31 protein-coding genes and 1 tRNA gene are annotated in these 26,081 nt (G+C 71.3%); 14 read left to right on the top strand and 18 right to left on the bottom strand.

What is annotated here, in order from left to right; translation table 11 throughout:
• Positions 1–55: 55 nt before the first annotated feature.
• A complete protein-coding gene (locus MKD51_RS09620) occupies positions 56–1,081 on the bottom strand; it encodes a tRNA (adenine-N1)-methyltransferase (protein WP_240240917.1) in 1,026 nt (341 codons plus the stop codon).
• Positions 1,081–1,791, bottom strand: a complete 711-nt coding sequence (locus tag MKD51_RS09615; protein ID WP_240240085.1) for an HAD family phosphatase — start codon at positions 1,789–1,791, stop codon at positions 1,081–1,083. Before MKD51_RS09615 ends, MKD51_RS09620 begins: the two co-directional genes overlap by 1 nt.
• A gap of 91 nt (positions 1,792–1,882) precedes the next feature.
• Between MKD51_RS09615 and MKD51_RS09610 the strand changes: the two genes are divergently transcribed.
• Complete coding sequence (locus tag MKD51_RS09610) at positions 1,883–2,920, top strand: PAC2 family protein (protein ID WP_240240084.1); 1,038 nt, start codon at positions 1,883–1,885, stop codon at positions 2,918–2,920.
• A 3-nt stretch (positions 2,921–2,923) separates the two neighbouring features.
• Here MKD51_RS09610 and MKD51_RS09605 read toward each other — a convergent pair whose 3' ends face one another.
• From MKD51_RS09605 to MKD51_RS09595, 3 genes are read right to left on the bottom strand one after another with little or no spacing between them, the layout of a single operon-like run.
• Entirely contained in the window at positions 2,924–4,183 is a 1,260-nt protein-coding gene (locus tag MKD51_RS09605; protein WP_240240083.1) for a cysteine--1-D-myo-inosityl 2-amino-2-deoxy-alpha-D-glucopyranoside ligase, read from the bottom strand.
• A gap of 28 nt (positions 4,184–4,211) precedes the next feature.
• Positions 4,212–5,045: an undecaprenyl-diphosphate phosphatase gene (locus MKD51_RS09600; RefSeq protein ID WP_240240082.1), complete on the bottom strand. Its 834-nt coding sequence runs from the start codon at positions 5,043–5,045 to the stop codon at positions 4,212–4,214.
• Positions 5,046–5,060: 15 nt separating this feature from the next.
• Positions 5,061–6,368 (bottom strand): M20/M25/M40 family metallo-hydrolase, encoded by a 1,308-nt coding sequence (locus tag MKD51_RS09595; protein WP_240240081.1) that lies wholly within the window; start codon positions 6,366–6,368, stop codon positions 5,061–5,063.
• A gap of 104 nt (positions 6,369–6,472) precedes the next feature.
• Here MKD51_RS09595 and MKD51_RS09590 point away from each other — a divergent pair, with 104 nt between their 5' ends.
• The 3 genes from MKD51_RS09590 (at position 6,473) to MKD51_RS09580 (ending at position 7,468) form a co-directional block, all read left to right on the top strand.
• Entirely contained in the window at positions 6,473–6,973 is a 501-nt protein-coding gene (locus MKD51_RS09590; protein ID WP_240240080.1) for a PaaI family thioesterase, read from the top strand.
• A gap of 75 nt (positions 6,974–7,048) precedes the next feature.
• A tRNA-Leu gene (locus tag MKD51_RS09585) sits at positions 7,049–7,134 on the top strand.
• Positions 7,135–7,225: 91 nt separating this feature from the next.
• Positions 7,226–7,468 (top strand): PspC domain-containing protein, encoded by a 243-nt coding sequence (locus MKD51_RS09580; protein WP_240240079.1) that lies wholly within the window; start codon positions 7,226–7,228, stop codon positions 7,466–7,468.
• Between the two features lie 14 nt (positions 7,469–7,482).
• Here MKD51_RS09580 and dinB read toward each other — a convergent pair whose 3' ends face one another.
• Positions 7,483–8,727, bottom strand: a complete 1,245-nt coding sequence (gene dinB, locus MKD51_RS09575; protein WP_240240078.1) for a DNA polymerase IV — start codon at positions 8,725–8,727, stop codon at positions 7,483–7,485.
• Between the two features lie 56 nt (positions 8,728–8,783).
• Here dinB and MKD51_RS09570 point away from each other — a divergent pair, with 56 nt between their 5' ends.
• Positions 8,784–9,593 (top strand): SGNH/GDSL hydrolase family protein, encoded by an 810-nt coding sequence (locus MKD51_RS09570; RefSeq protein ID WP_240240077.1) that lies wholly within the window; start codon positions 8,784–8,786, stop codon positions 9,591–9,593.
• A gap of 1 nt (position 9,594) precedes the next feature.
• Here MKD51_RS09570 and MKD51_RS09565 read toward each other — a convergent pair whose 3' ends face one another.
• Both MKD51_RS09565 and MKD51_RS09560 read right to left on the bottom strand, forming a co-directional pair.
• Positions 9,595–10,857, bottom strand: coding sequence for a hypothetical protein (locus MKD51_RS09565; protein ID WP_240240076.1), 1,263 nt, complete (start codon positions 10,855–10,857; stop codon positions 9,595–9,597).
• On the bottom strand, positions 10,854–11,672 hold the full coding sequence (locus MKD51_RS09560; protein ID WP_240240075.1) for an RNA methyltransferase: 819 nt from the start codon (positions 11,670–11,672) through the stop codon (positions 10,854–10,856). The genes MKD51_RS09565 and MKD51_RS09560 overlap by 4 nt, the downstream gene beginning before the upstream one ends.
• Positions 11,673–11,730: 58 nt before the next feature.
• Between MKD51_RS09560 and MKD51_RS09555 the strand changes: the two genes are divergently transcribed.
• Positions 11,731–12,543 carry a Sir2 family NAD-dependent protein deacetylase gene (locus MKD51_RS09555; protein ID WP_240240074.1) on the top strand — a complete coding sequence of 271 codons (813 nt, stop codon included), beginning with the start codon at positions 11,731–11,733 and terminating at the stop codon, positions 12,541–12,543.
• Between the two features lie 78 nt (positions 12,544–12,621).
• Here MKD51_RS09555 and MKD51_RS09550 read toward each other — a convergent pair whose 3' ends face one another.
• Together MKD51_RS09550 and MKD51_RS09545 are read right to left on the bottom strand one after the other, a co-directional pair.
• Entirely contained in the window at positions 12,622–13,710 is a 1,089-nt protein-coding gene (locus MKD51_RS09550) for a glycosyltransferase family 1 protein (RefSeq protein WP_240240073.1), read from the bottom strand.
• A 1-nt stretch (position 13,711) separates the two neighbouring features.
• The gene (locus MKD51_RS09545) at positions 13,712–14,656 is read right to left on the bottom strand and encodes an alpha/beta hydrolase (protein WP_240240072.1); all 945 of its coding nucleotides are present in this window, start codon (positions 14,654–14,656) and stop codon (positions 13,712–13,714) included.
• 48 nt (positions 14,657–14,704) lie between these two features.
• On the opposite strand from MKD51_RS09545, the gene MKD51_RS09540 reads away from it, so the two are divergent.
• Entirely contained in the window at positions 14,705–15,469 is a 765-nt protein-coding gene (locus MKD51_RS09540) for an exonuclease domain-containing protein (protein WP_240240071.1), read from the top strand.
• Positions 15,470–15,582: 113 nt separating this feature from the next.
• Here the strand turns inward: MKD51_RS09540 and MKD51_RS09535 are convergent, their stop codons facing one another.
• The 3 genes from MKD51_RS09535 to glgA form a co-directional block, all read right to left on the bottom strand.
• Positions 15,583–15,831: a type B 50S ribosomal protein L31 gene (locus MKD51_RS09535; protein WP_240240070.1), complete on the bottom strand. Its 249-nt coding sequence runs from the start codon at positions 15,829–15,831 to the stop codon at positions 15,583–15,585.
• Between the two features lie 120 nt (positions 15,832–15,951).
• Entirely contained in the window at positions 15,952–16,737 is a 786-nt protein-coding gene (locus MKD51_RS09530; protein ID WP_240240069.1) for an ABC transporter ATP-binding protein, read from the bottom strand.
• A 58-nt stretch (positions 16,738–16,795) separates the two neighbouring features.
• Positions 16,796–18,001, bottom strand: coding sequence for a glycogen synthase (gene glgA / locus MKD51_RS09525; protein ID WP_240240068.1), 1,206 nt, complete (start codon positions 17,999–18,001; stop codon positions 16,796–16,798).
• An 82-nt stretch (positions 18,002–18,083) separates the two neighbouring features.
• Here glgA and MKD51_RS09520 point away from each other — a divergent pair, with 82 nt between their 5' ends.
• The 3 genes from MKD51_RS09520 to MKD51_RS09510 are packed head-to-tail and all read left to right on the top strand — an operon-like array spanning position 18,084 to position 20,694.
• Positions 18,084–19,322: a glucose-1-phosphate adenylyltransferase gene (locus tag MKD51_RS09520; protein ID WP_240240067.1), complete on the top strand. Its 1,239-nt coding sequence runs from the start codon at positions 18,084–18,086 to the stop codon at positions 19,320–19,322.
• Positions 19,319–19,975 carry a phosphoserine phosphatase SerB gene (serB, locus tag MKD51_RS09515; protein WP_240240066.1) on the top strand — a complete coding sequence of 219 codons (657 nt, stop codon included), beginning with the start codon at positions 19,319–19,321 and terminating at the stop codon, positions 19,973–19,975. The genes MKD51_RS09520 and serB overlap by 4 nt, the downstream gene beginning before the upstream one ends.
• Positions 19,972–20,694: a metallophosphoesterase family protein gene (locus tag MKD51_RS09510; RefSeq protein WP_240240065.1), complete on the top strand. Its 723-nt coding sequence runs from the start codon at positions 19,972–19,974 to the stop codon at positions 20,692–20,694. The genes serB and MKD51_RS09510 overlap by 4 nt, the downstream gene beginning before the upstream one ends.
• A 3-nt stretch (positions 20,695–20,697) precedes the next feature.
• Here the strand turns inward: MKD51_RS09510 and MKD51_RS09505 are convergent, their stop codons facing one another.
• Together MKD51_RS09505 and MKD51_RS09500 are read right to left on the bottom strand one after the other, a co-directional pair.
• The gene (locus MKD51_RS09505; RefSeq protein WP_240240064.1) at positions 20,698–21,090 is read right to left on the bottom strand and encodes an SRPBCC family protein; all 393 of its coding nucleotides are present in this window, start codon (positions 21,088–21,090) and stop codon (positions 20,698–20,700) included.
• A 20-nt stretch (positions 21,091–21,110) separates the two neighbouring features.
• Positions 21,111–21,818, bottom strand: coding sequence for a beta-ketoacyl-ACP reductase (locus tag MKD51_RS09500; RefSeq protein ID WP_240240063.1), 708 nt, complete (start codon positions 21,816–21,818; stop codon positions 21,111–21,113).
• A gap of 80 nt (positions 21,819–21,898) precedes the next feature.
• On the opposite strand from MKD51_RS09500, the gene MKD51_RS09495 reads away from it, so the two are divergent.
• The 4 genes from MKD51_RS09495 to MKD51_RS09480 are packed head-to-tail and all read left to right on the top strand — an operon-like array spanning position 21,899 to position 23,638.
• Positions 21,899–22,192, top strand: coding sequence for a DUF3099 domain-containing protein (locus tag MKD51_RS09495; RefSeq protein ID WP_240240062.1), 294 nt, complete (start codon positions 21,899–21,901; stop codon positions 22,190–22,192).
• Positions 22,189–22,428 carry a hypothetical protein gene (locus MKD51_RS09490; protein ID WP_346986706.1) on the top strand — a complete coding sequence of 80 codons (240 nt, stop codon included), beginning with the start codon at positions 22,189–22,191 and terminating at the stop codon, positions 22,426–22,428. Before MKD51_RS09495 ends, MKD51_RS09490 begins: the two co-directional genes overlap by 4 nt.
• Positions 22,428–23,225, top strand: coding sequence for an SURF1 family protein (locus tag MKD51_RS09485; RefSeq protein WP_240240061.1), 798 nt, complete (start codon positions 22,428–22,430; stop codon positions 23,223–23,225). Before MKD51_RS09490 ends, MKD51_RS09485 begins: the two co-directional genes overlap by 1 nt.
• Positions 23,226–23,263: 38 nt before the next feature.
• Positions 23,264–23,638 (top strand): bleomycin resistance protein, encoded by a 375-nt coding sequence (locus MKD51_RS09480; RefSeq protein WP_240240060.1) that lies wholly within the window; start codon positions 23,264–23,266, stop codon positions 23,636–23,638.
• Between the two features lie 24 nt (positions 23,639–23,662).
• On the opposite strand, the gene MKD51_RS09475 is transcribed toward MKD51_RS09480, so the two are convergent.
• From MKD51_RS09475 to MKD51_RS09465, 3 genes are all read right to left on the bottom strand, one after another.
• Positions 23,663–24,655 (bottom strand): hypothetical protein, encoded by a 993-nt coding sequence (locus tag MKD51_RS09475; protein WP_240240059.1) that lies wholly within the window; start codon positions 24,653–24,655, stop codon positions 23,663–23,665.
• Positions 24,656–24,689: 34 nt separating this feature from the next.
• Positions 24,690–25,319: a MerR family transcriptional regulator gene (locus MKD51_RS09470; RefSeq protein WP_240240058.1), complete on the bottom strand. Its 630-nt coding sequence runs from the start codon at positions 25,317–25,319 to the stop codon at positions 24,690–24,692.
• Between the two features lie 77 nt (positions 25,320–25,396).
• On the bottom strand, positions 25,397–26,056 hold the full coding sequence (locus MKD51_RS09465) for a trimeric intracellular cation channel family protein (RefSeq protein ID WP_240240057.1): 660 nt from the start codon (positions 26,054–26,056) through the stop codon (positions 25,397–25,399).
• Positions 26,057–26,081: the final 25 nt, after the last annotated feature.

Genomic DNA, 26,081 nt, shown 5'->3' with positions numbered 1-26,081 from the left:
GGACCGGGTCAGTCTACCTGCGCGGCCGTCTCAGCCGCGCAGGGCGGCGTCGGGGTCAGCGAGCCGATTCGGCCGCGTCGGGCGGCGTCGTGTCAGCGGCAGCGCTGGCAGGTTGTCCGCCACTGGCGATCGCGCCCGCCTGTCGCTGTGCGTCGCGACGGGCGCGCCGGGCGCGCTTCTCGCTCGGCACCCGGTCTCCCAGCGCCCCGGGCGTCCACGCCTCGACGTCGGCTGCGGCGAACTCGGCCTTCGCCGCGCGGCGCCGGAACGAGGGCAGCTCGACGCCGTCCGCGATGCGCCTGGCAGTCAGGAGGAAGCCGGTGTGCGCCACCATGCGATGGTCGGGGCGCACGGCCAGGCCCTCGACGTGCCAGCCGCGCACGAGGGTCTCCGTCGACTTCGGCGCGGTGAAGCGGCCGTCTGCGCGGATGGCCTCGACCGTGCGCGAGAGCTGCGTGACCGTCGCGACGTAGCAGAGCACGAGGCCACCGGGTCGGAGCGCGTCCGCGGTGGCATCGACGCACTCCCAGGGCGCCAGCATGTCGAGCAGCACCCTGTCGGCCTCGCCGTCGGGCACGTGCTCCCCGAGCTCTTCCGCGAGGTCGCCCAGCACGGTCTCCCAGTTGGCGGGCCGCTCGCCGAAGAAGCCGGCGACGTTCGCCTCCGCGACGTCGCGGAACTCCTCGCGGCGCTCGAAGGAGACGAGCCTGCCGGTGCCGTGCAGGGCACGCAGCAGCCAGAGCGAGAGCGCGCCGGAGCCGACGCCCGCCTCCACCACGGTGAGGTCGGGGTGGATGTCGGCGAAGCCGATGATGTGGGCTGCATCCTTCGGGTAGATGATCGCGGCGCCCCGCGGCATCGACATCACGTAGTCGTGCAGGAGCGGCCGGATCGCCAGGTACTCCGACTCTCCCACGGTGACGAGCGAGCCGTCGAGCAGGCCGATGAAGTCGGCGTGCGGGATCGCGCCGCGCTGCGTGCCGAACTGCTTCCCCTCGGTGAGGACGATCGTGTAGAGCTTCTGCTTCGGCCCGGTGATCTGCACGATGTCGCCCCACTGGAACGGACCCGTCCTGCCCATCATGCGGTGTGCTCCTGCGTGCTGGCGGCCTGGGCGCTGAGGACCTGCGGGATCGCGGCGGCCAGATCGGCGGCGGTGCGGCCCGACAGCGTCGGCCAGTGGGTGATGCCGGGCACCTGCGACACGTCCACCGCGTGCGGCACCCCGATCGTCGTCATGCCCGCCGCCAGCGCGCTGCGCGCACCGGTGATGGAGTCCTCGATCGCGACCGAGCGCGCCGCCTCGACGCCCAGCAGGGCCAGGCCCCGCAGGTACGGCTCCGGATGCGGCTTGCCCTGCTCGCACTCGTCGCCCGCGACCGTGGCGACGAACGGCGGGCGGCCGAGCTGCGCGGTGAGCGCCGCCTCGACGCGGTCGACGATCTCGCGCGTCGACATGGTGACGAGCGCGATCGGCACGCCGGCATCGAGCAGCTCGCGGAGCAGCTCCAGGGCGCCGGGGCGCATGGGCAGCACGTCGCCGATGCTGCGCAGCACCTCGCCCACCAGCCGCGCCACGATCGCGTCCTCGTCCATCGGGACGCCCTTGGCGATGAAGCTGCGCGCGCCGTCCCAGAGGTCGACGCCGACGAGCGCCTCTGCCTCGTCGGCGCCCCACGGGATGCCGTGGTCGGCGGCCAGCCTGGCCTCGGCGGCCATCCACTGCGGTTCGGTGTCGATGAGGGTGCCGTCCATGTCGAACAGCACGGCGTCGAGAGCAGGCGAAGTCACTGAGCAAGCCTAGCGAGGGCTGGCGGGACGGGCGGCCCGACGGTCGGGGCGGCGGCGTAAGGTGGACGTTCGACGTGAGGAGGTGCCACGCGTGGCACGAGGACCCATCGAAGGCCGCATCATGGTCGTCGCCTTCGAAGGCTGGACGGATGCAGGCGACGCTGCGAGCGGAGCGGTGAAGCGGCTGATCGAGGCCTGTGAGCTCGAGGCGTTCGACGAGATCGAGCCCGACGAGTTCGTCGACTTCGCGATGCACCGCCCGGTCATCTCGACCCTGGAGGAGGGTGTGCGGGCGCTGCAGTGGCCCTCCACGATCGCCTACGCACCGACGCGGCTCTCCAGCAAGACATCCCTCGCCGCCGACGCCGGCCTTGACGTCTCGACCGGCAACGACGGCGAGATCTTCGCGCTCGTCGGCGCGGAGCCGAGCCGCAACTGGACGGCCTTCGCGGCTGAGTTCCTCGAGATCGCGCGTGGCTGCGAGGTCGATGCGATCGTCTTCGTCGGCGCGATGCTCGCCGACGTGCCGCACACCAGGCCCATCTCGACCTCGACCACGAGCGACAGCCGTGCGCTGCAGTCGCGCCTGGGCGTGCTGCAGAGCGAGTACGAGGGCCCGACCGGCATCATGACCGTGCTCGGTCTGCTCGCCCAGGAGGCGGGCATCCACACCGCATCGCTGTGGGCCTCGGTGCCGCACTACGTGCACAACGCCCCGGCTCCCAAGGCGATCGTCGCCCTGCTCGACCGGCTCTCGGAGATGCTCGATGTCACGATCCCGCTCGGCGACCTGCCGGAGCAGGCGGGCGAGTGGGAGCGCGGGATCGACGAGATCACCGAGCGCGACGACGACATGCGCGCCTACATCGGCAAGCTCGAGGAGCAGCGCGACGCCGTCGAGAGCCCAGAGGCCTCTGGCGAGGCGATCGCCCACGAGTTCGAGCGGTTCCTGCGCAACGAGGGCGGCACGCAGCGACAGGCGGGCAGCGCGTCGGCGCCGACGAGCACGGATCGGCCGCGCGCGGATGGCCCAGCCGACGGAACCGCCGGAGAGCCTCCTGCCGAGGACGAGCCGGGCAGCGCTCGCACCGACGACGACGCGCCCGACGAGGACGCCCCGCCCGTCTGAGGCTCAGCGCCGCGGCACGGTGCGCAGGTCGATGCCCAGCAGCGCGTCGATCGCCGCGAGGCTGCCCTCGTCGGCGGGCGCGCGCAGGGCGAACGCATCCACCGCCTGCAGCGCCGCCGGCGTGTTGAGGTCGTCGTGCAGCGTCACGCGCAGCCACGGCACGAGCGACTCGGCCAGCGAGGGGTCGTCGTCGGGCAGCTGCGCCCACGCGAGCCAGCGGTCGAGGCGCTGCTCCGCGGCCTCCAGATCGCCCGGGAACCACTCCCAGTCGTCGCGCCAGTGATGATCGAGCAGCGCGAGCCGGATCGCCGCGGGCCTCGCGCCCTCGGCGAGCAGCTTCGAGACCAGCACGAGGTTGCCGAGCGACTTCGACATCTTCTCGCCGTCGAAGGCGACCAGGCCCGCGTTGAGCCGCGCGAGGCTGAACAGCGGCGCGCCCAGCGCGATCGCGTGGTGGCCCTGCATCTCCTGGTGCGGGAACCGCAGGTCGCGGCCTCCTGCGGCGACCGTGAACGGCACTCCCAGCTCATCCATGGCGATGACGGTGCACTCGACATGCCACCCTGGCCGGCCACGACCGACCGGTGACTCCCACGCCGGCTCTCCGGGGCGCTCAGCGCGCCACAGCACCGGGTCGAGCGGCGAGCGCTTGCCGGGGCGGTCCGGCTCTCCCCCGAACTCGCGCGTCAGCTCCAGCATCCGCGCCGCATCCGTGCGACTGCCCTCGCCGACCGAGAACTGGCGTGCGCGGGTGGTGTCGAACAGCACATCCGACCCCGCGGCATCCGGCGCCTCGAGCAGGTAGGCGTCGCCGGAGTCGAGCAGCCGCTGCACGGCCTGCGCGATGGGCTCGATGCGCTCGGTGACGGCGACCCAGGCATCCGGCGGCAGGATGCGCAGCGCCTCCATGTCGCCGCGGAACAGCTGCTGCTGCCGCTCGGCGAGCTCGCGCCAGTCGACGCCGTCGCGCGCCGCGCGCTCGAGCAGCGGGTCGTCGACGTCGGTCGAGTTCATCGCCGTGTGCACCTCGATGCCCGCGTCGAGCCAGACCCGCGTGAGCGTGTCGAACGCGAGGTAGGTGAAGGCGTGCCCGAGGTGCGTCGCGTCGTACGGGGTGATGCCGCAGGTGTACATGGATGCCGTGGGCCCGGCCGGCAGCACCACGCGGCGGTCGGTGCGCACGTCGTGCACGCTCGGCCGCTCGCCGGTGCCCTCGCCGAGGGACGAGAGCGTCGGGACCTCGGCGCGCTGCCATGCCCTCACAGCGGCGTCCCCAGCACAGCGCTCGCCATCAGAGTGCCTCGATCCAGCCAGCGCTGAGCGCGATGAGCAGCACGGCGCCGAGCACGATGCGGTAGACGACGAATGGCAGGAAGCTTCGGCGAGAGATCCAGTCCATCAGCCACCGGATGACGGCGAGCCCGACCACGAAGGCGACGAGCGTTGCCACGATCGTCGGCCCCCACCCGAGCCCGATCGCCGAGGGCTCGCCGACAGCCTGGATCGTCTCGTAGATGCCTGCGCCGAAGACGGCAGGCACGGCCAGGAAGAAGGCGTACTTGGCGGCTGCCGGCCGCTCGTAGCCCAGCGCGCGACCCATCGTCACGGTCGCACCGGAGCGAGAGACGCCCGGGATCAGCGAGAGCACCTGCGCGAGGCCGATGAGCAGGCCGTGGCGGTAGGTGGTGGTCTCGAGCGTGTGCACCCGACGGCCGAGCATGTCGGCGAGGCCGAGGATCACGCCGAAGACGATGAGCACGGTCGCGGTGATCCAGAGGCTGCGCAGCTGGTCGCGGATGAGGTCCTGGAAGAGCACACCGGCGAGCACGATCGGGATGGTGCCGATGATGACGAGCCAGCCCATCTTCACATCGGGGTCGTCCTTGGCGACCTTGCCGGAGAACTGCTGGAACCACTTCCCGATGATGCGGGTGATGTCCTTCCAGAAGAAGATCACCACCGCGAGCTCGGTGCCGATCTGGGTGATCGCCGTGAAGGTGGCGCCGGGATCCTCGGCGCCGGGCAGGAACAGCCCGGCGATGCGCAGGTGCGCGCTCGAGGAGATGGGCAGGAACTCGGTGGCGCCCTGGAGCGCTCCGAGGATGATCGCGATCAGCCAGTCCATGGTGGTGCGGGGTCCTCAGTAGGTCAGCAGCAGGTCTTCGAGCACGTCGGTGCCGAACTCGAGGGCGTCGAGCGGCACGCGCTCGTCGACGCCGTGGAACATCGCCGCGAAGTCGAGATCGGGCGTGAGCTTGAGCGGGGCGAAGCCGTAGCCGGCGATGCCGAGCTCCGAGAGCGCCTTGTTGTCGGTGCCGCCGGAGAGCATGTAGGGCAGCACGGGCGCTCCCGGGTCGTGCCGGCCGAGCGCGGCGGTCATCGCCGTGACGAGCTCGCCATCGAAGGGCTGCTCGAGGCCGACGTCGCCGTGCACCAGCTCGACCTCGATCTCGTCGCCGACGAGCGCGCGGATCGCGTCGATCGCCTCACGCTCACGGCCGGGCAGCGGCCGCACGTCGATGCGAGCCTCTGCGACCGAGGGGATCACGTTGTGCTTGTAGCCGGCATCGAGCATCGTCGGGTTCGCGGTGTGGCGGAGGCTCGAGCGCAGGAAGCGCGCGACCGTGCCGGTGCGCTCCGCCACCGCATCCGGGTCGTCGACCTCGACGCCGAGGATCTCGGCGATGCCTGCGATGAGGCCGCGCGTCGTGTCGGTCAGCTCGACCGGGAACTCGTGTGCGCCCACCGCAGCGACGGCGTGCGCGAGCTTCGTGACGGCGTTGTCGCGCATGTGCTGCGAGCCGTGCGCCGCGGTGCCACGTGCGCGCAGCAGGATCCACTGCAGCGCCTTCTCTGCGGTCTGCAGCAGGTAGGCGCGCTGACCGTCGATGTCGATCGAGTAGCCGCCCACCTCGCTGATCGCCTCGGTGGCGCCGGCGAAGAGCTCCGGATGGTTGCGCACGAGGAACTGCGAGCCATAGATGCCGCCGGCCTCCTCGTCGGCGAAGAAGGCGATCACGAGGCCGCGGCGAGGCTTCCTGCCGCTCGCCAGGATGCGCTCGAGCGCGACCAGGATCATCGCGTCCATCTGCTTCATGTCGACCGCGCCGCGGCCCCACAGCAGCCCGTCCCGGATCTCGCCGGCGAACGGGTCGACGCTCCACTCGGATGCGTCGGCGGGCACGACGTCGAGGTGGCCGTGCACGACCAGCAGCGGCAGCGAGGGGTCCTCCCCCTCGACACGGGCGATGACGCTCGCGCGACCGGGCTCCGACTCGATGGTCTGGCTCTCGACCCCCATGGCGGCCAGCACCGCGGCGACGTAGGCCGCCGCATCCGCCTCACCGCTCGAACGGCCGCCACCCCAGTTCTGGGTGTCGATGCGGATGAGGTCGCGGGCGATCTCAGCGGTGCGAGTCAGGCTCGTGGGGGTCGATCGGTCGGTCACCAGGCAAGGCTAGTCGCTTCCCGGAACCGAGCCGGGTCGACCGCGCTGGGTCTGCGGCCATGGGTAGCGTGGGCGCACACGCCGTCACCCACAGGAGGAGCCGCATGTCTGAGCGCTCGAGCGTCATCACCTGGCAGGACCCCTCGATCGGGCTCGCCGCCATGCCGACCATGGCGGGCATCGACTACCTGCGCGCGATGCTCGACGGCCGGCTGCCGGGGCCGCCGATCGCCGACCGCATGGGGTTCACGCTCAGCGAGGTCGAGGTGGGCAGCGCGGTGTTCCGGTGCACGCCCGATGAGTCGCACGCGAATCCGATCGGCGCGATCCACGGCGGCCTCGTCTGCACGCTGCTCGACTCCGCGCTCGGCTGCGCAGCGCAGACGACGCTGCCCGCCGGTACCGGGTACACCTCGATCGAGCTCAAGGTCAACTACCTCCGCCCTGTCCGAGCGGGCGACGAGCTCACCTGCACCGGCCGGGTCGTCAAGCCGGGCCGCCGCGTCGTCTTCGCGGAGGGTGAGGTGACGGATGCGGCGGGTCGCGTCGTCGCCACCGCCAGCAGCTCGCTGCTGGTCATGCAGGTCGACGCACCGGTCGCCTGACCGGCAGATGGTGCGTCGCACTGTCGCGCGCATGCTAAAGTCTTCTCTTGGTCCACCTCGTGGATTCGACACCTTGCGCGGGTGGCGGAAATGGCAGACGCGCTAGCTTGAGGTGCTAGTGCCCGTATTAGGGCGTGGGGGTTCAAGTCCCCCCTCGCGCACAGTGAGAGGCCCGGAGCATTCGCTCCGGGCCTCTTCCCGTTTCCGGACATCCCCCAGGTGGTGCCGTGCGAACGGCGGTAGATTGCCGACATGTCGTTCTTCAGCTCCATCCGCTCGAGCGGCTTCCGCCGCGGCCCCGACCGCCTGTTCGCAGGCATCTGCGGCGGCATCGCAGGCAAGCTCAACGCCAACGTCTGGCTCGTGCGAGTGCTCATGCTGCTGCTGTTCGCGCTCCCCGGCATCGGCTGGGCCGCCTACGCGGTCGTCTGGATCCTGACGCCGAACCAGGATGGCTCGATCCCGCTCGAGCGCTGGCTCGGCCGCGGGCGCTGACCCGCGCGCGCCGCTCAATCACCGCCGCTGGGACCGGTGTCCTCGCGCTTGCGCTCGCGCCGCAGCATGCTCGCCGGCACCACGGTGGCGGCGCCGAAGCGGTCGTGCACGGCATCCATCGCGCGTTCTGCGCTCCCCCACGTCGCGGTGTCGTCCCACAGCAGCCCGTGGTCGGCGGCACCCTGCACCGAGCTCGCACGCACCCCCAGCAGCCGCACGGGCGGCAGCTGCCCGAGCTGCTCGAGCAGTGCCCAAGCCGTCTCGACGATGACGCGTGTGACGTCGGTCGCCTCCGGCAGCGTGCGTGAGCGCGTGATCGTCCTGAAGTCATGGAAGCGCACGGTGATGGTGACCGTGCGCGCCTGCACCCCGGCATCCCGCAGCCGCCTGCCGACGCCGGTCGCGAGCCGCAGGATCTCGCCCTGCTGCTCGACGGGGTCGGTGACGTCGCGGAAGAAGGTGTGGTTGTGCCCGAAGGACTTCTCGTGCTCGCGCTCCTCGACCGCGCGCGGATCGCGCCCCCACGAGAGGTCGGCGAGATGCCGGCCGGTCGCATCCCCGAACCAGGAGCGCAGGCGATCCGGCGCGGTGTTGGCGACATCGCCGATCGTGTGCAGGCCGTAGCGCGCGAGCCGCTCCTGCTGGGCGGGCCCGACGCCCCACAGCGCCGAGACCGGCTGCGGATGCAGGAACGGGATCACCTGATCGTCGGGGACCACGAGGAGCCCATCGGGCTTGGCCCGCGAGGAGGCGAGCTTCGCGACGTACTTCGTGCTCGCGGCACCGATCGACGCGACCAGGCCTGTCTCAGCCGTGATGCGCGCGCGCAGCTCCGGCCCGATGCGGTTCGCGCCGCCCGCGAGCCTCCGCAGGCCAGCGATGCCGACGAAGGCCTCGTCGATGCCGAGCCGCTCGACATCCGGCGAGGTGTCGTCGAGGAGGCCCATCACCTGCTTCGACAAGCGGGAGTAGAGCGGGAAGTCGGGATCCAGGATGATCGCGTTGGGGCACAGCCGCATCGCCCGAGCCATCGGCATCGCCGAATGCACGCCGTACTTGCGCGCCTCGTAGGTGGCGGCGGTGACGACCGATCGGGAGGAGTCATGGCCGATCACGACCGGCTTGCCGGCCAGATCCGGCCGCGCCAGCAGGGAGGCGGATGCGAAGAAGGCATCGAGGTCGACGTGCAGGATCGAGGCGGTCGTGTCGTCGACCTCCGGGCCCGAGACCAAGCGGTTCGAGCCGTCCTGCTTGCTCACGGATCCATCGTCCCACGCGCCGCCGACATCCAGCCGGGGCAGTGCAGGATGGAGGCATGCAGCACCCGGGCATGGAGCATCCCTACACGCGCTACGTCGCCCTCGGCGACAGCTTCACCGAGGGCATCGGCGACGAGGAGCCCGACCTGCCCAACGGCGTGCGCGGCTGGGCCGACCGCGTCGCCGAGGAGCTCGCCGCCTCGCGCCCCGACTTCCAGTATGCGAACCTCGCGATCCGCGGCCGGCTGCTGGGCCAGATCGAGGCCGAGCAGCTCGAGCCCGCGCTCGCCCTCGAGCCCGACCTCGTCACGATCTCGGCGGGCGGCAACGACCTCATCCGCCCGGGTGGTGACCCCGACGCGCTCGCCGCACGGCTCGATGTGATCGTCGGCAGGCTGCGAGCCGGCGGTGCTGACGTGGTGCTCTTCAACGGCCCCGACGTCGCCATGACGCCGGTGCTGCGCTCGATCCGAGGCAAGGTCGGCATCTACAACTCCAACCTCTTCGGCGTCGCGGCGAAGCACGGCGCGATCATGGCCGACATGTGGTCGGCCAGGCACCTGCAGCAGCCGCAGATGTGGGCGCCGGATCGCCTGCACTTCTCGCACTACGGCCACCACGCCATCGCGATGCTCGTGCTCGACGCGCTCGGCGTGCACCACGACCTCACCGCCGAGGAGCCCGAGCCGCTGCCCGCGCGCACCTGGCAGCAGCTGCGCATGCAGGATCTGCACTGGGCGCGCGAGCACCTCGCCCCCTGGGTCGTGCGACGGCTGCGCGGGCAGTCCTCCGGCGACACGATCTCGCCGAAGCGGCCAGAGGCCGGCCCGGTGCTGCCGACGCACCACCACGACCTCGAGGGCTGAGCTACTCGAAGTACCAGCCGATGGCGGTGGCCGGATGCGTGAGGCGCCACCACGGGTCGGGTGCGGCGAGACTGCCGGTCATCCGCACCGTGACGGGGTCGCCGCCTGTGGAGAGCCCCGCCTCGCCGACGTCGACGACCGGGGTGCCGGCGGACACGCTGCGGGCGGTGGACTCCAACGACGGCGCGCCGTCCCCGAAGACGTGCGCGTCGAGGTCGGCGTCGGTGACCGCCCGCACCGTCTCTCCCCAGGGCGCCGTGTACTCGGCGACGGCGGTGCCCGCCGGCACGATCGTGCGCGTCGCGAAGTTCGGCCAGACGCTCTCGATCAGCCCGATCATGGCCGCGTCGGTCTCGTCCGCGGCGATCGTGCCCATGACGACGCCGACGATGCGGCGCTCCACGCCGTCGATCTCGCGCACCGCGGTGACGAAGAGGTTGCGGCCCCACACCCGCAGCGTGCCGGTCTTGCCGCCGTCGATGTCGTGCTGACCGAGGATGCGGTTGGTGTTGGGCGCGTAGCCGATGCCGGGGATCTGCACCGACTCGAGCTGGATCGTCGAGAGCACCACCGGGTGCTCGACCGCCTGCAGCGCGATGCGGGTGAGGTCGGCAGCGCTCGAGACGCTGCCGGCGTCGAGCCCGACCGGATCGCGCAGCACGGTCTGGTCGAAGCCGTGCTCCGCCGTCCAGGCGGCGGACGCCGCATCGAAGCCCTCCATGCTGCCGAATGCCCAGTTCGCGAGCGACCAGGCCGCGTTGCCGGCAGAGTCGACCAGCGCCCACTCGATGAGGTCGCGCTGGTAGACCTGCATGCCGTCGAAGACGGGCGCGACGGGTGCGTTCTGGCTGATCGCGTAGCCGAGGGCGGTCACGTCATCGCCGTCGAGCGTGATGAGCGCTCCCCGAGCATCGCCCTCGATGGGATGCTCGGCGAGCACGATGAGCACGGTGGCGAGCTTCGTGACGCTCGCCATCGGGTGCGCGCCCTCGCTCCCCCAGGCCTCCCACGCATCCGCCTGCCCGTCGAGCCCGACGACCCCGTAGCCCGCGGCGCGCGCCTCCTCGGGCCACTCGACCGCTGCCGCGGGCAGCGCGGGCAGCGCCGGCTCGAGCCGACTCGCCGCGACGGAGGGCGTCGGCGCGAACAGCACGGCTGCGCCGGCGACCACCGCCGCGATGAGCGCCAGCACGACGGTCGCCCGCAGCAGGGTGACGAGCGGATGCGGCCTGCTGGCGCGCTGGCTGGAGGGGGTGACGGTCATGCGGCTCCTCGCAGCGCCCACATCGCGACGGCGGCAGAGGCGGCGACGTTCAGCGAGTCGACGCCGTGGTGCATGGGGATCCTGACGACGCGGTCGGCGGCAGCGATGGCGCGGGCGGTGAGGCCCGGCCCCTCGGAGCCGAAGACGAGCGCGACGCGCTCTGCGGGCGCCGCGGCGTACTCGTCGAGCGTCACCGCATCCTCGTGCAGCGCCATCGCCACGGTCTCGAAGCCCGCCTCGCGGAACACCGGCACCGCCGCCTCGAGCGATTCGATCCGGGTCCACGGCACCTGCAGCACCGTGCCCATCGAGACGCGCACGCTGCGACGATAGAGCGGATCCGCGCAGGTCTGGGTGACGAGCACCGCATCGGCACCGATGCCCGCGACCGAGCGGAAGGCGGCGCCGACGTTCGTGTGGTCGACGAGCCCGTCGAGCACGACGACGCGACGTGCGTGCGCGAGCAGGGCCGAGGCATCCGGCAGCTCGGGCCGCTGCATCGCGGCGAGCGCGCCCCTGTGCAGGTGGAAGCCGGTGAGCTGCTCGAGCACGGGCTCTTCGCCGACGAAGATCGGGGTGTCCGCTGCAGCGGCGGACTCGCCCAGGATCTGCTCCACCTGCGGCAGCCAGCGCGGCGCGACGAGCACCGAGCGCGGCCGATGGCCGGCACGAAGCGCGCGCTCGAGCACCGTCTGGGACTCGGCGATGTAGAGGCCGCGCTCGGGCTCCGTGCGGCGGCGCAGCGCCACATCGGTGAGCGCGACGTAGTCATCGAGCCGAGCATCGTCGAGCGTGTCGATGCGGATGATCTGCACAACCGCTCCCCTCGCTCCCCCGGCGTCTCGAGCGTAGCGGCGCACTAGGCTTGAGAGCGTGCTCGACACAGCGATCGACCTCCTCAGGGGCCGCCGGATCGCGGTGCTGACCGGCGCCGGCATCTCGACCGACTCCGGCATCCCTGACTACCGCGGCGAGGGTGCGCCGCGCCGCACGCCGATGGTGTTCGACACCTTCCGCTCGAGCGCCGATGCCAGACGCCGCTACTGGGCGGGCAGCCATCTGGGGTGGCGGCGCTTCACCTCGGTGCATCCGAACGACGGGCACCGTGCGCTCGCACGGCTCGAGGAGGCGGGGCTCGTGACCGGGATCGCGACGCAGAACGTCGACGACCTGCACGAGCGCGCCGGGTCGCACGAGGTCGTGCACGTGCACGGCCGCATGCACACGGTCTCGTGCCTCGACTGCGGCCGCACGTACGACCGCGAGCGGATCGCCGCCGAGATCGAGCTGCTGAACCCGTGGATCGTGGTGCCGGAGCAGGTGCGGCTGCAGCCCGACGGCGATGTCGAGATCGATGCCTCGCAGGACTTCCTGGTGCCGCCGTGCCCCGTGTGCGGCGGGATGCTGAAGCCCGACGTGGTGTTCTTCGGCGAGATCGTGCCGCCGGCGGTGTTCGCCGCGGCCCGCGACGTGATCGCGGCCGGCGAGGTGGTGCTGGTCGCGGGATCCTCGCTGATCGTGAACTCCGGCACGCGGCTGCTCGAGGTGGCGCGCCGCGCGAGCGTGCCGATCGTGATCGTGAACCGCGGCGAGACGAAGTGGGATGGCAGGGCCGCCGTGCGCGTCGAGGGCGGCACGAGCGAGACGCTGACGACGATCGCGGACGCGCTCGTCGCACCGTTTTGATGCCGGAGGGCTCAATGCGCGCAGCGCGTTGAGCCCGGAGGCATCAAGGCTGAGGAGCGCGCGCCGGAGGCGCACGCGTCACGAAGCCCGCTGCGCCGTCGCGACGATCTCCGCCAGGAAGGCGCCGAGGCGCTCGGCCGAGTCGCGCCAGCTGAAGCGGGCCGACTGCTGCAGCGAGGCGCGCGAGCGGGTCTCCCATTCCCCCTCGAGCGCGCGCACGGCGTGCGCCAGCGCATCCGCATCTCCCACCGGGAAGTACACCGCCGCATCGCCCCCGACCTCGCGGAAGATCGCCGTGTCTGCCACCACCACCGGCACGCCGAGGCTCATCGCCTCGAGCAGCGGAATGCCGAAGCCCTCTTCGTGCGAGGCGTGCACGAGGGCGGTCGCGCTGCGCAGCAGCTCGGCGTACTCCTCGTCGGAGACGCCGTCATGGAAGACGAGGGATGCGCCTGTCGCCAGCGCGGCGAGGCGGCTGCGGCTGGCGGGGTCGATGCGGCTGCACAGGTGCAGCTCGTGCCCGGGCAGCAGGGCGGCGGCACGGATGAGCGTCTCGACATCCTTGTAGGGCATGAACGAGCCCATGTAGACGAGCCGCTTGGTGGGCGGCGAGGTGTGGGTGACGGGCTCGCCGAACGGCCCGGCGGTCTCTGAGGCAGCCGCGTTCGGCACGATCGCGACGGGCTTGCGCGTCAGGCGGTGCTGCGTCATGAGGCCGCGCGTGGTCTCGGAGATCGTGACGACGCCGTCGACGGCGCCCAGCAGCAGCCGCTGCGGCGCGAACGAGAGGTGGTAGAGCCGCCAGAGCGCGCGCACGGCCGCGGGAAGATCGCGCGGCGGCGTCGGGTGGCGGTAGTAGATGAGGTCGTGCACGGTCGTCACGAGCGGCCAGGCGCGGCGAGCCGATCCGATCGTCTGCATCGGCGAGTAGGCCACGTCTGCCGGCACCCTGCGCAGTCGCCAGGCGGTGAGCGGCTCGAGCACGCCGGTGGGAGATGGCCCGAGCACGTGCGGCAGCGCCGGCAGCATGGCGAGCTGGCGCTCGTCGCTCACGAGCAGCGTCACCTCGTGGTCGCGCGCGAGGCCGGCGACGAGCTCTGCCGAGAACCGCGAGATGCCGTCGTGGCGCGGGAAGCGCACGTAGCGGCAGTCGAAGAGGACGCGCACGCTACTGCTCGGCGTTCGCGGTGGCGGCCGGCTCCGCGAGGAAGCGCCGGATGATGCGCGCGGCCTCGCGCGGCTGCTCGTAGTGCACCAGGTGCCCGACGCCGGTGAGGACCGACAGCCGGGCGTCGGGGAACAGCGTGCGCAGCCGGTGCTGGTGCGCGAGCGGCGTGATGTCGTCGCGGTCCGCGGCGATGAGCTGCACCGGCTGCGCGACGCGTGCGGCGACCTCGCCGACGGTGTGGCGGATCGAGGCGTCGAACGCCTCGAGCACTGCCTGCCGCGATGCGTAGCGCGAGAAGTAGCGGTCGTGCTGGTCGTGGATCCATCGCAGCACCTGCGGGTCGCGCGTCTTCGCCATGAACACGCTCATGCCGCGCACGATCGGCGGTGCGCCCAGCACGGCGAGACCCGCGCGCTCCGGCAGTGCCGCGGCGGTGCGGTAGTAGCCAAGGGCGAGCAGCGAGCCGAAGCGGTTCGCCCCGGCGAGCGCGGGCGTCGCGATCGGATTCACCAGCACGATGCGGGAGGCGCCGAGGCCGTCAGGCTCTGGCGCGCTGCCGTCCGCGCCGTGCGCTGCGGCATGCGCGACGACGATCGAGCCGAAGGAGTGGCCGAGCACTGCCGCGCCCGGTGCTGCCGCGGCGACGAACGCGCGCAACCACGCCGCGTAGGCCTCGATCGTGGCGTGCGGCAGCGCATCCGACGACCCGAACCCGGGCAGGTCGGGTGCGATCACCCGGAAGCCCGGCAGGTGCGCGGCCACCGGCTCGAGGCCGTGGTGGTCGCCGCGGAAGCCGTGCACGAAGACGATGGGCGGCGCGTCCGCCGGCCCGTACTCGAACACCGCGGTGCGGACGCCGTCGACGACCAGCTCGCGCTCGCGCTGCGGCAGGGCATCGAGCAGCACGCTGTACGGCGAGCTCACGGGGCGGTCATCCACTGGCACTCGCCGAGCCTACCGGCGGCCGTGGGTGGCCCCGGCTAGCGTGGCGGCATGGCCGAGACCGAGACGCAGACCCAGCAGCCGCAGATCCAGCAGCCGCTGCATCGCCCGATCCTGGCCGTGAGCCCCGAGGCACCCGATCGCTGGATCGATCGGCTGGTCGTGTTCGACCTCGAGACCACGGGCGTCGACCCGGCAGAGGCGCGCATCGTCACCGCCTACATCGGTGTGCTGGATGCCTCCGGTCGCGTCATCGAGGAGCGCTCCTGGATCGTGAACCCCGGCATCGAGATCCCCGAGGGCTCGATCGCCATCCACGGCATCACGAACGCGCGCGCGCAGGCGGAGGGGGCGGATGCAGCGGCCTCCGTCGTCGAGATCCGCGACGTGCTCGCCGGCCACCTCGCGAAGGGGCTCGCGGTCTGCGCGTTCAACGCCGCCTACGACGTGTCGCTGCTCGATGCCGAGTGCCGCAGGCACGGCCACGAGGCGCTCGTGGTGAAGCCGGTGATCGACCCGATGATCCTCGACCGGCGGCTCGACAAGTTCCGTCGCGGCAAGCGCACGCTCACGGTCGCGACCGAGGTCTATGGCGTCGAGCTGCTCGACGCGCACGACGCGAGCGCAGATGCGATCGCCGCGGGCAAGGTGGCGCAGGCGATGGCCGCGAAGTTCGCCGAGCTGCGCATCGACCCGATCTCGTTGCACGAGCTCACGGCCACGTGGGCAGACGAGCAGGCCGCAGACTTCGAGGCCTACCGCCGCCGCACCGACCCGTCGTTCGACGCCGGGCGCGGCTGGCCCCTGCGCTCATAGACCTCCGCAGCGCCCACAGCGTGCCGAAGCGCAGACGCAGAGAGGCGGGTTGTTGCAGTCGTGGCATGCCACCGCTGCAACAACCCGCCTCTCTGTGAACGGGTGGGGCTGGATCAGCCGCCGAAGCCCTTGTAGCGGTTCTTGAACTTCTCGACGCGGCCGGCCGAGTCCATGATGCGCTGCTTGCCCGTGTAGAACGGGTGCGAGGCGGCCGAGATCTCGACGTCGATGACCGGGTAGGTCTCGCCGTCCAGCTCGATCGTCTTCTCGCTCGTCAGCGTCGAACGCGTGAGGAACGTCTCGCCCGAGGCGAGGTCGCGGAACACGATCGACTGGTAGTCGGGGTGGGTCTCGGTCTTCATAGCAAGTCCTTGGTCGCTCGGGCGCGGAAGTCTACGGCCGCTGCTCTGGTCGAGCAGTGCGGGCCGACAGACGAGTGTATCAGGTGGTCTGGGTGCTCTGCGAGCCTGTGCAGGGTGCGGTCAGCGTCGAGCGCGGGCGCTCCAGCGGCCCGCCTCCTGCTCCACATGCAGCGGCACGTCGAAGGTCGCCGTCAGGTGCGCGTCGGTGAGCACCTCTGCGAGTGGCCCCGCGGCCTGGATCCTGCCCTCGGAGAGCAGCATCGCGTGCGTGAAGCCCGGCGGGATCTCCTCGACGTGGTGGGTCACCATGACGATGGCGGGAGCGAGCTCGCTCGACGCGTAGTCGGCGAGCGACTCGAGCAGTGACTCTCGCGCGCCGAGGTCGAGGCTGCCGGCGGGCTCGTCGAGCAGCATGAGCTCGGGGTCGGTCATCACGGCGCGGGCGATCTGCACGCGCTTGCGCTCGCCGTCGGAGAGCGTGCCGAAGCTGCGCGTGGAGAGCTGCGTGAGGTCCCAGGCATCCATCACCTCTGCCGCCCGCTCGAGGTCGGCGGACTCATAGCGCTCGCGCCAGCGGCCGGTGACGGCATAGGCGGCGGTGAGCACGACGTCGCCGACGCGCTCGTGCGCGGGGATGCGTCGTGCCAGGCCGGTCGCGGCGAGGCCGATGCGCGTGCGCAGCTCGAAGACGTCGACCTTCCCGACCCGCTCCCCCAGCACCTCGACGGTGCCGGAGGTGGGGTGCGTGGTCGCCGCGGCGAGCTGCAGGATCGTCGACTTGCCGGCGCCGTTCGGCCCCAGGATCACCCAGCGGTCGGTCTCGTCGACCGTCCACGAGATCGAGTCGAGGATGCGATTGCCGTTCCTGACGAACGAGACGTCAGTGAGCTCGAGGACGCTGGCCATGGGTTCGAGCCTATCGATCGCAGCGTGCTGCTCCGACGTGGCACGCGGATGCCGAGGGCTACTGCGCGGCAGCTGCCCGCTCAGCGATCACGGTCGCGTAGACCTCGCTCGTCTGCTGAGCGATCTGCCCCCAGTCGAACCGAGCCCTGGCGCGCTCCCTGCCGGCCTCGCCCATCCGCTTCGCCGCCTCGGGATCGGCCACCATGCGTGTCAGCGCATCGGCCAGGTCGGCCTCGTAGCGCTCGGGATCGGTGGGCGTCCCCGTGCCGTCCTGCACCTGGTCGATCGGCACCACGAATCCGGTCACGCCGTCATCGATGACCTCCGGGATGCCGCCGGTGCCGCTGCCGACGACGGGCGCGCCGCAGGCCATGGCCTCGAGGTTCACGATGCCGAGCGGCTCGTAGACGCTGGGGCAGACGAAGGTGGTGGCGTGCGTGAGCAGCGCACGCAGATCCTCGCGCGGCAGCACGCGGTCGATCCAGACGACGCCCTCGCGGGTCTGCTGCAGCTCCTCGACGAGCGCCGTGACCTCCGTCATGATCTCCGGCGTGTCCGGCGCACCCGCGCACAGGATCAGCTGCACGTCCTCCGGCAGCGCCCGCGCGGCGCGCAGCAGGTGCGGCAGGCCTTTCTGGCGGGTGATGCGACCGACGAAGACGACCGACGGATGCGTGGGGTCCAGCCCGAGCGCACGCGCCCGATCGGCGTCGGGGTTCGGCGACCAGGAATCCAGGTCGATGCCGTTGTAGATCGTGACGACTCGCTCGGGGTCGAGCGATGGGTAGGAGCGCAGGATGTCGGCGCGCATGCCGTTAGAGACCGCGATCACGCGGTCGGCGGCCTCGTAGGCGCGGCGCTCGATGTCGCTCGAGATGCGGTAGCCGCCGCCGAGCTGCTCGGCCTTCCATGGCCGGAGCGGCTCGAGCGAGTGCGCGGTGACGACATGGGGCACGCCGTGCAGCTCCTGCGTGAGCCTGCCGGCCTCGTTGGCGTACCAGGTGTGGGAGTGCACGATGTCGGCGCCCTCGACCGCGTCGGCGATCTGCAGGTCGACCGAGAGCGTCTGCAGCGCCCCGTTGGCACGGGCGAGGGATGGCGGCACCTCGTAGGCGGTCGTGTCGGCCTCGTCGCGCGGCAGCCCGAAGCAGCGCACCTGCACTTCGATCGAGCGCCGCAGCGCCCGCACGAGCTCGGTGACGTGGACGCCGGCACCGCCGTAGACCGCGGGCGGGTACTCCTTCGTGAGCAGGTCGACGCGCATGGCCTCACAGTACGCCAGCGGGATGCCGAGAACGGTGTCGCGCTCCTGGCCAGGTCGTGCCGCTCCCCCATAGGGTGAGGCCATGGACAAGAAGGTCTTCGGCATCGTGCTCGCCGGCGGCGAGGGCAAGCGGCTCATGCCGCTGACCGCCGATCGAGCCAAGCCAGCAGTGCCCTTCGGGGGCGCGTATCGATTGATCGACTTCGCGATCTCGAACCTCATCAACTCCGATCTGCGGCAGCTCGTCGTGCTGACGCAGTACAAGTCGCACTCGCTCGACCGGCACATCTCACAGGTGTGGCGCATGTCGAACATGCTGAACTCCTACGTCACCTCTGTGCCCGCGCAGCAGCGCACCGGCAAGCACTGGTTCGCAGGATCCGGTGACGCGATCTTCCAGTCGCTCAACCTGATCGTCGACGAGAAGCCCGACATCGTGGTCGTGGTCGGCGCAGATCACGTCTATCGCATGGACTTCCGCGACATGATCCAGGCGCACATCGACTCCGGTGCCCGCGCGACGGTCGCGGGCATCCGGCAGCCCCTCGAGCTCGCCAACCAGTTCGGCGTCATCGAGGAGGACGACGAGAAGCCCGGCTTCATCCGCGCCTTCCACGAGAAGCCCGCCGACGCATCCGACCTCGTCGTCGGCCCCGGCGAGGTGCTCGCCTCGATGGGCAACTACGTCTTCGACGCCGACGCGCTCGTCGAGGCCGTCACGGCCGACACCGATCTCGAGGGCTCCGGCCACGACATGGGCGGCGACATCATCCCCTGGTTCGTCGGTCGCGGCGAGGCCGCCATGTACGACCTCAAGCACAACACCGTGCCGGGAGCCACCGAGCGCGACAAGTACTACTGGCGCGACGTCGGCACGATCGAGTCGTTCTTCGACGCCCACATGGATCTCATCTCCGCGCTGCCGATCTTCAACCTGTACAACCGCGAGTGGCCGATCTACACGCAGATCGTGAACGCGCCGCCCGCGAAGTTCACCCGGGATGCCTGGGGTCGCGCTGCCGACGTCAACGAGGCGATCGTGGGTGCGGGCTCGGTGGTGCAGGGGGCCTCTATCGTGCGCAGCGTCGTGGCACCCTGGTGCACCATCGATGCCGGGGCGACCGTCTCTGACGCGATCCTGTTCGACTTCGTGCACGTGGGCGCCGGCGCCGTCGTGCGCCGCGCGATCATCGACAAGGACGTCGAGATCGGGGCAGGCGTGCAGGTGGGCGTCGACCACGACCTCGACCGCTCGCGCGGCTTCGCGATCTCCGCATCCGGCATCGTCACCGTGCCAAAGGGCACGAAGATCCAGCAGTGACGGGCGCTGCGCTGCTGGTCGTCACCGACGTCGACTCGACGCTCATCCGCGACGAGGTCATCGAGCTGCTCGCGCGCGCGGTCGGGCCCGATGCCGAGCGTCACGTCGCCGACGTCACGGAGCGCGCCATGCGCGGCGAGCTCGACTTCTCGGCATCGCTCGCCGAGCGCCTGCTGATCCTCGAGGGCCTGCCGGTCTCGGTCATCGACGAGGCGCGCGCGCAGATCACCGTCACCGACGGGGTGCAGGAGCTCATCGCCGAGGTGCATGCGCGCGGCGGCGTGATCGCTGCCGTCTCCGGCGGCTTCCACGAGGTGCTCGACCCGCTCGCGGCCTCGTTGGGCATCGACCACGCCCGCGCCAACCGGCTGGAGGTCGCGGATGGGCGCCTCACGGGGCGCTCGGTCGGTCCGGTGGTCGACGGCGCGGCCAAGCGCGACACGCTCGAGTCGCTGCGGCTGAACCTCGGCGTGCCGCGCGAGCGCATCGTCGCCGTCGGCGACGGTGCCAACGACCTGCTGATGATGGCTGCCGCCGGCGTCTCGGTCGCGTTCTGCGCGAAGCCCGCGGTGCGCGAGCAGGCGACCGACATCGTCGATGAGCCCGACTTCCGCGCCATCATCCCGCTGCTGCCGGAGGCGCTCGCGTCGTGAGCAGCATCGCCGTCGTCGCCGACATGCACGGCAACCTCTCCGCCTTCGAAGCCGTGCTCGCCGATGCCCGGCGCCGCGGCGCGAGCGAGATCTGGTGCGGCGGCGACCTGGTGGGCAAGGGCCCGCGTGGTCGCGCCGTCGTCGAGCTCGCTCGCGAGGCCTGCGACGTGGTGGTGCGCGGCAACTGGGATGAGGTGGTCGCGATCCCCGGCACGGCATCGTGGACGGCGCCGGAGTGGTATCGCGACGAGCTGGGCGCAGACGCGCTCGCCTGGCTCGGCACGCTGCCCTTCCACCACGACTCGGTCGTCGGCGGCGAGCGCGTTCGGCTGTTCCACGCCTCGGCCGACTCGGTGCATCATCGCGTGCGGGCGGGGATGGACGACGCCGCCTTCGATGCGATGTTCATGCCGACGGATGCGCTGGGCGACGTCGGCGCGGCAGGGCTGGTGATCTACGCCGACCTGCACCAGCAGTTCGTCGACGAGCGCCGGGGCAGGCGGCTCGCCAACACCGGCAGCGCGGGCAACGACCTCGCCGGCGACCCATCGGCCGCCTACCTCTGGCTCGAAGGCACCGACGCCGGCGCGCGCATCGAGCTGCTGCGGGTCGACTACGACGTGGAGGCGGAGATCGAGGTGGCGAGGGCGCTGCGCATCCCGTTCCTGCAGCACTGGGTCACCGAGCTCGAGACCGGCGTGTACCAGCGTCGGGTCTGAGGCTCAGGCCTCCAGCAGCGACCGCAGCCGCTCGAGGTCGGCGGCCACCGCCTGCGCGTCGGCCTCGAACGCATCCGCCGTGACACCCCCGCGTCGTCGCAGCGTGAAGACCACCTCTGCGCCATGCGGATGGGCCAGCACGCGCAGCGGGTTGTGCACGACCGTGCCATCGGGCAGCGACACATCGTGGTCGAGCACGCCGAGATCGTTGGCCGGTGCGAACCGCACGCGCACCGCACCCATGGGCGAATCCATCACCAGCTCGTCGCCCTCGCTGCGCAGCTCGCCGCTCGCGAGGCCCGCCGCCCACTCCTGCAGGTGCTGCGGATCCCCGGCGAACGCGGCGACCTCGCGCCAGTCGCGTCGGATGACCGTGCTGAGATGCCGCGTCTCCATGCCAGGGCCTCCGTGCCTGCCTAGTGGCCCATCCCCAGTCCGCCGTCGACGGGGATGACGGCGCCGGAGATGTAGGCGGCCTCGTCGCTCGCGATCCAGCGCACGACGTTCGCCACCTCCTCAGGGGTGGCGTAGCGGCCTGCGGGGATGGCCTTCTTGTACTCGGCCTGCCTGGCGTCGTCGAGCTCTGCCGTCATGTCGGTCTCGATGAAGCCCGGTGCGACGACGTTGGCCGTGATGCCGCGGGCGCCGAGCTCGCGGGTGATCGAGCGGGCGATGCCCACGAGGCCGGCCTTCGAGGCCGAGTAGTTGACCTGGCCGGGGCCGCCGTAGAGGCCCACGACGCTCGAGATCAGCACCACGCGGCCCCACTTCGCCCGCAGCATGCCCTTCGATGCGCGCTGCACGACGCGGAAGGCTCCGGTGAGGTTGGTGTCGATGACGTCGGAGAAGTCCTGCTCGCTCATGCGCATCAGCAGCGTGTCGCGGGTGATGCCTGCGTTCGCGACGACCACTTCGACGGGGCCGAGCTCGGCCTCGACGGTCGTGAACGCGGCGTCGATGGATGCGCTGTCGGTGACGTCGGCGGCGACGGCGAGCGCGCCATCCGGCCCCGAGCCGTCGCGCGAGGTGATCGCGACGCGGTGCCCGGCGTCGAGGAAGGACTGGGCGATCGCGCGGCCGATGCCGCGGTTGCCGCCGGTGACGAGCACGGTGCGAGAGGTCATGTCGGCAAGCCTACGTCGCCCCGAAGATCGAGGAGTCACCGCGTCGGCGCACTGCGCGCGGGCGTAGACTGGCGGGCGCCATGCGAGAGCCCTCTGGGTCGATCACCGACCTCCCGATGTCGCCGGACGAAGAGCGCCAGCGACGCTTCCGCATGTACTTCTATCTCATGCTCGTGCGCGTGGCGAGCCTGCTCATCTTCTTCGTGGTGCCGGACTGGTGGAAGCTCATCCCCGCCTTCTTCGCCGTCTTCATCCCCTACTTCGCGGTCGTGATCGCGAATGTCTCGCAGCACCACGAGCCTGCGGCCATGGAGGTGCCGAACGCGCTGCCGCCGGGCGCTTCGGCGACGCCAGAGCCGGAGGAGCAGCGGTGAGCCTGCTCTCGATGCTCGACGGCGATGAGGGTGCGGCGCGCTGCTCGTCCGCCGGCTGCAGCGCAGCGGCCGCGCACGCCGTCCACTGGCGCAACCCCCGCATCCACTCGACCGACCGCGTCAAGACCTGGGCTGCCTGCAGCGAGCACCGCGATCCGCTCGCGGAGTGGCTGCGCTCGCGCGGCTTCCCGGTCGTCGTGACCCCCTTCGGCGAGACCGTCGAGCGCGTCGCCTGATGCTGCGCCTGCTTCGCGAGCCACGCTGGCTCGGCTACATCGGCCTTGCGGTCGTCTTCGCCGTCGTCTGCTGCCTGCTCGGCTCGTGGCAGTGGAACCGGCGCGAAGAGGCGCTCACCGCGATCGACCGGCTGGAGTCGAACTACGACCGGGAGCCCGCCGCGGTCGCCGAGGTGCTGCCGGAGCTCGACACCTTCGATCCTGACCAGCAGTGGACGCCCGTGCTGCTCGAGGGCGAGTACCTGCTCGACCAGCAGCTGCTGCTGCGCGGCCGCTGGCAGGGCGGGCAGGTCGGCTTCGACGTGATCGCGCCCTTCCGCACCACCGACGGCACGGTGATGATCGTCGATCGCGGCTGGATCGACCAGGCCTCGGGCGCCGAGCAGCCAGTGAGCGACCCGGCGACGCCCGCAGGCCCGACGACCGTGGTCGCGCGGCTCCGGCCGAACGAGGGCTCGATCGCCGGGCGCGGTGCACCGGAGGGGCAGATCGCCTCGGTCGACCTGCCCTCGCTCTCCGAGCAGCTCGGGCTGCCGAGCTACACCGGCGCGTACGGGCTGCTCGTCAGCGAGGCGGGCGGAGTGCCGGCCGATGTCTCGGTGGCGACCCGCCCGGTGCTCGACGAGGGGCCGCACCTGTCCTACACGCTGCAGTGGTTCGTGTTCGCGCTGGGTGGCTTCGCCGCCGTGGCGTGGGGCATGCGCGACGAGCTGCGCAGCGAATCGCCGGTGGAGCGGCCGAAGCGAGGGCGCCGCACCGATGCCGATGTCGAGGACGACATCCTCGACCGCTCGTGATCGAGCATCGATGATCTGCCAGGCGGCACAATCGATGAATGCACATCTCCCGTGACCGTGCCGTACCAAACCTTCCGTCGCGCGACCTCGACGCGACCGAGGCGTTCTACGGAGCGTTCGGATTCGTGCGCGAGTTCCGCGATCAGGGTTGGATGATCCTCACGCGCGGAGACCTGCAGCTCGAGTTCTTCTCGTTCCCGCAGCTCGATCCGCCCTCGAGCAGCTTCATGTGCTGCCTTCGGGTCCAGGACGTCGACGAGCTCTATGGCGCGGCGCGTCGCGCAGGTGTGCAGGAGGCGACGGTCGGCATGCCCCGGCTGCATCCTGTTCGGATGCAGGAGTGGGGGCTGCGCGCGGGGTTCCTGATCGACCCCGACGGCACGCAGCTCACCCTGATCGAGCAGCGGGACTGAGGCCGCTTCGCCCGCGACGCGGGCTCAGCGACCTCGGTTGCCGTCGCCGAGTCCGACGGCCGCTGCCGTCTCGCGCCCCGTCCCGCGCAGCACGGCGGTCACCGCGATGCATCCCGCCGCGAAGAGCGCGCTGGTCGCGAGCACGATCGGCAGGCTGGGATCGAGGACCGACTCCCCCAGCAGCGCCTGCCAGGTCGTGATGGCCGTGACACCGGCCCAGAGCGCGCCGGCGATCCAGGCGAAGCCGGTGCGCACCGAGCTGCGGCGCAGCGCAGGCACGCGGGCGGCGAGCCGTTCCATGCCCCAGACCAGCAGCGGCATGCCTTGCAGCGCGTGCATGCCGATGAAGTGCGGCGCCCGCAGATCGCCGCCGACGGTCGACCAGCCGAGCAGCGGGATCCCGGGGCCGCCATCGGCGATCCCCACCGCGTGGGCGCCTGCGATGCCCTGGAAGTCGCGCAGCTGCTCCGAGCTCGGGGAGGTCATGAAGAACGCGACCGCCATGCCAGCGAGCCCGACCACGATGCCGATCCGGAGCGCCGCGCGCCTGGCAGGGTCTCCCCCGCGCCGAGCCCAGACGACGATGCCGAGCACCAGCGTGAGCACCCAGACCGCCGCGATCGAGACGCCCATGATCGTCCAGAGCGTTCCGACGAACGGGTCAGCGACGTTGAAATGGCTCGTGGTGCCGCGCAGGACGGCGGCGACGATGACGACCTGCTCGATCAGCAGCGCCACCGCGATCACCGTGCCCATCCACCAGAGACGGCGGGATGGGGTGCGCGAGCCCTGCGAGATGGTGTCGAGGATGAGGGCGATCGTGGCCGCGAAGATCGCGATCGAGATCGAGAACTTGAGTGGCTTGAGCCAACCGTTGGTGCCCAGGATCTCGACGGGCGCGATGATGGCCAGCACGACGCAGGCGACGGCGGAGATGCTCATGAGCGCGGTGAGCGCGAGCAGCGGACGGTGCAGGCGTGCGGGGTGCAGGTCGATCGCCTGCAGCTGACTGGGCATGGTGGCTCCTGGTGCGTGGATGCTGACTGAGGGTTCAGGCTGTGCTGTCGGGACGGGCCTCGCGGGCAGCGGACTCCTGCGCGATGCGGCGCAGTCCGGCGAGCAAAGAATCGCCGAGCACGGTGCCGACGGCGACGATGGCGGCCATGCGGTCGCGATCGCCTGCCGCGACCGCGACCGCGATCGCGACCTCGGCGCGGGCCACGGCATCGGCGGCGGCAGCGAAGGGCTCGAGCAATGCGCTGAGCTCGTGCAGGTCGAGCGCCTCGTAGTGCTCGAGCACGCGGGCCGCGATGAGGATGCCCGGATTGCTTGGGTGCACGTGCCAACCGAGACTGTCGCCGACCCGGCCGATCGCGTCGACGGCGGTCCGCGACGGGGTGCCCTCGGGCACCGGGATCGAGCGCTGCGCCGTGCCCATCAGGCGTGCGATCGGCAGTGCCTCGTCGTCGACTGCTGCCAGCACCTCTCGGGTGGCGCTGACGCTGAGCCCCCCGACGTCGAGCAGGCTGCGGATGAGCCGCAGCCGCGCGACGTGGGCGGTGCCGTACTCCGACTGGTTGTAGCCGACCCGCTCGGGTGCCGGCAGCAGGCCCTCGCGCACGTAGTACTTGATCGACGCCGTGGTGACGCCGGTCTGCTCGCTGAGCTCGCTGATCCTCATATCGATAGCATCACTGTCGATAGCGACACTGTCAATACCGGGAGGCCCACGTTCTCCCTGGGGGCTGGCCCCCGTGGTCAGTCGCGGATGAGGTCGATCGCCTCGGTCTTCAGCGCGGGCACGTGCCAGTGCAGCAGCTCGCTGGCGATGCGCAGCGCGACCACCGCGGCGGCGATGCCCGCGAGCACGGCCCAGTGGCCGTAGCCGAGCTCGACCACGGCGGCCGCGGCGCTCGAGCCCAGCAGGGCCGGCAGCAGATACAGGCGCGAGTCGCGCCGGAAGACCGCGGGGATGTCGTTGGCGAGCGCATCGCGCAGGATGCCGCCACCGATGCCTGTCAGCATGCCGACCAGTGCAGCGCCCACCGGCCCGACACCGAGCTCCACGGCCTTCCTGGCGCCCTCCACGACGAAGATGCCGAGACCGATCGCGTCGAAGACCAGCACGGGCTTGTGGAGGCGCGCCATCCAACGGTGCAGCACCCAGACGACCAGGGCACCGGTCAGCGCGACCAGCAGCATCCACCAGTCCACCAGCGCCGCGACCGGGGTGGCGCCGATGAGCACGTCCCGCAGCATGCCGCCGCCGGTCGCCGTCACGACGGCGAGGCCGGCCATGCCGACGAAGTCCATGCGCTTCTGCACGGCGAGCAGCGCGCCGGAGATCGCGAAGGCGAGGATGCCGATGCCGGTGAAGCCGTCGCGCACGATCGCCAACCAGCCGGTGGGCTCATCCATGGTGGGCCTCCCTCCCCTGCTGGCC

The organism is Agrococcus sp. ARC_14 (assembly GCF_022436485.1).
Lineage (GTDB): Bacteria > Actinomycetota > Actinomycetes > Actinomycetales > Microbacteriaceae > Agrococcus.
The sequence above is the reverse complement of the archived record's forward strand: the minus strand, read 5'-3'. Positions and strand labels throughout refer to the sequence as shown.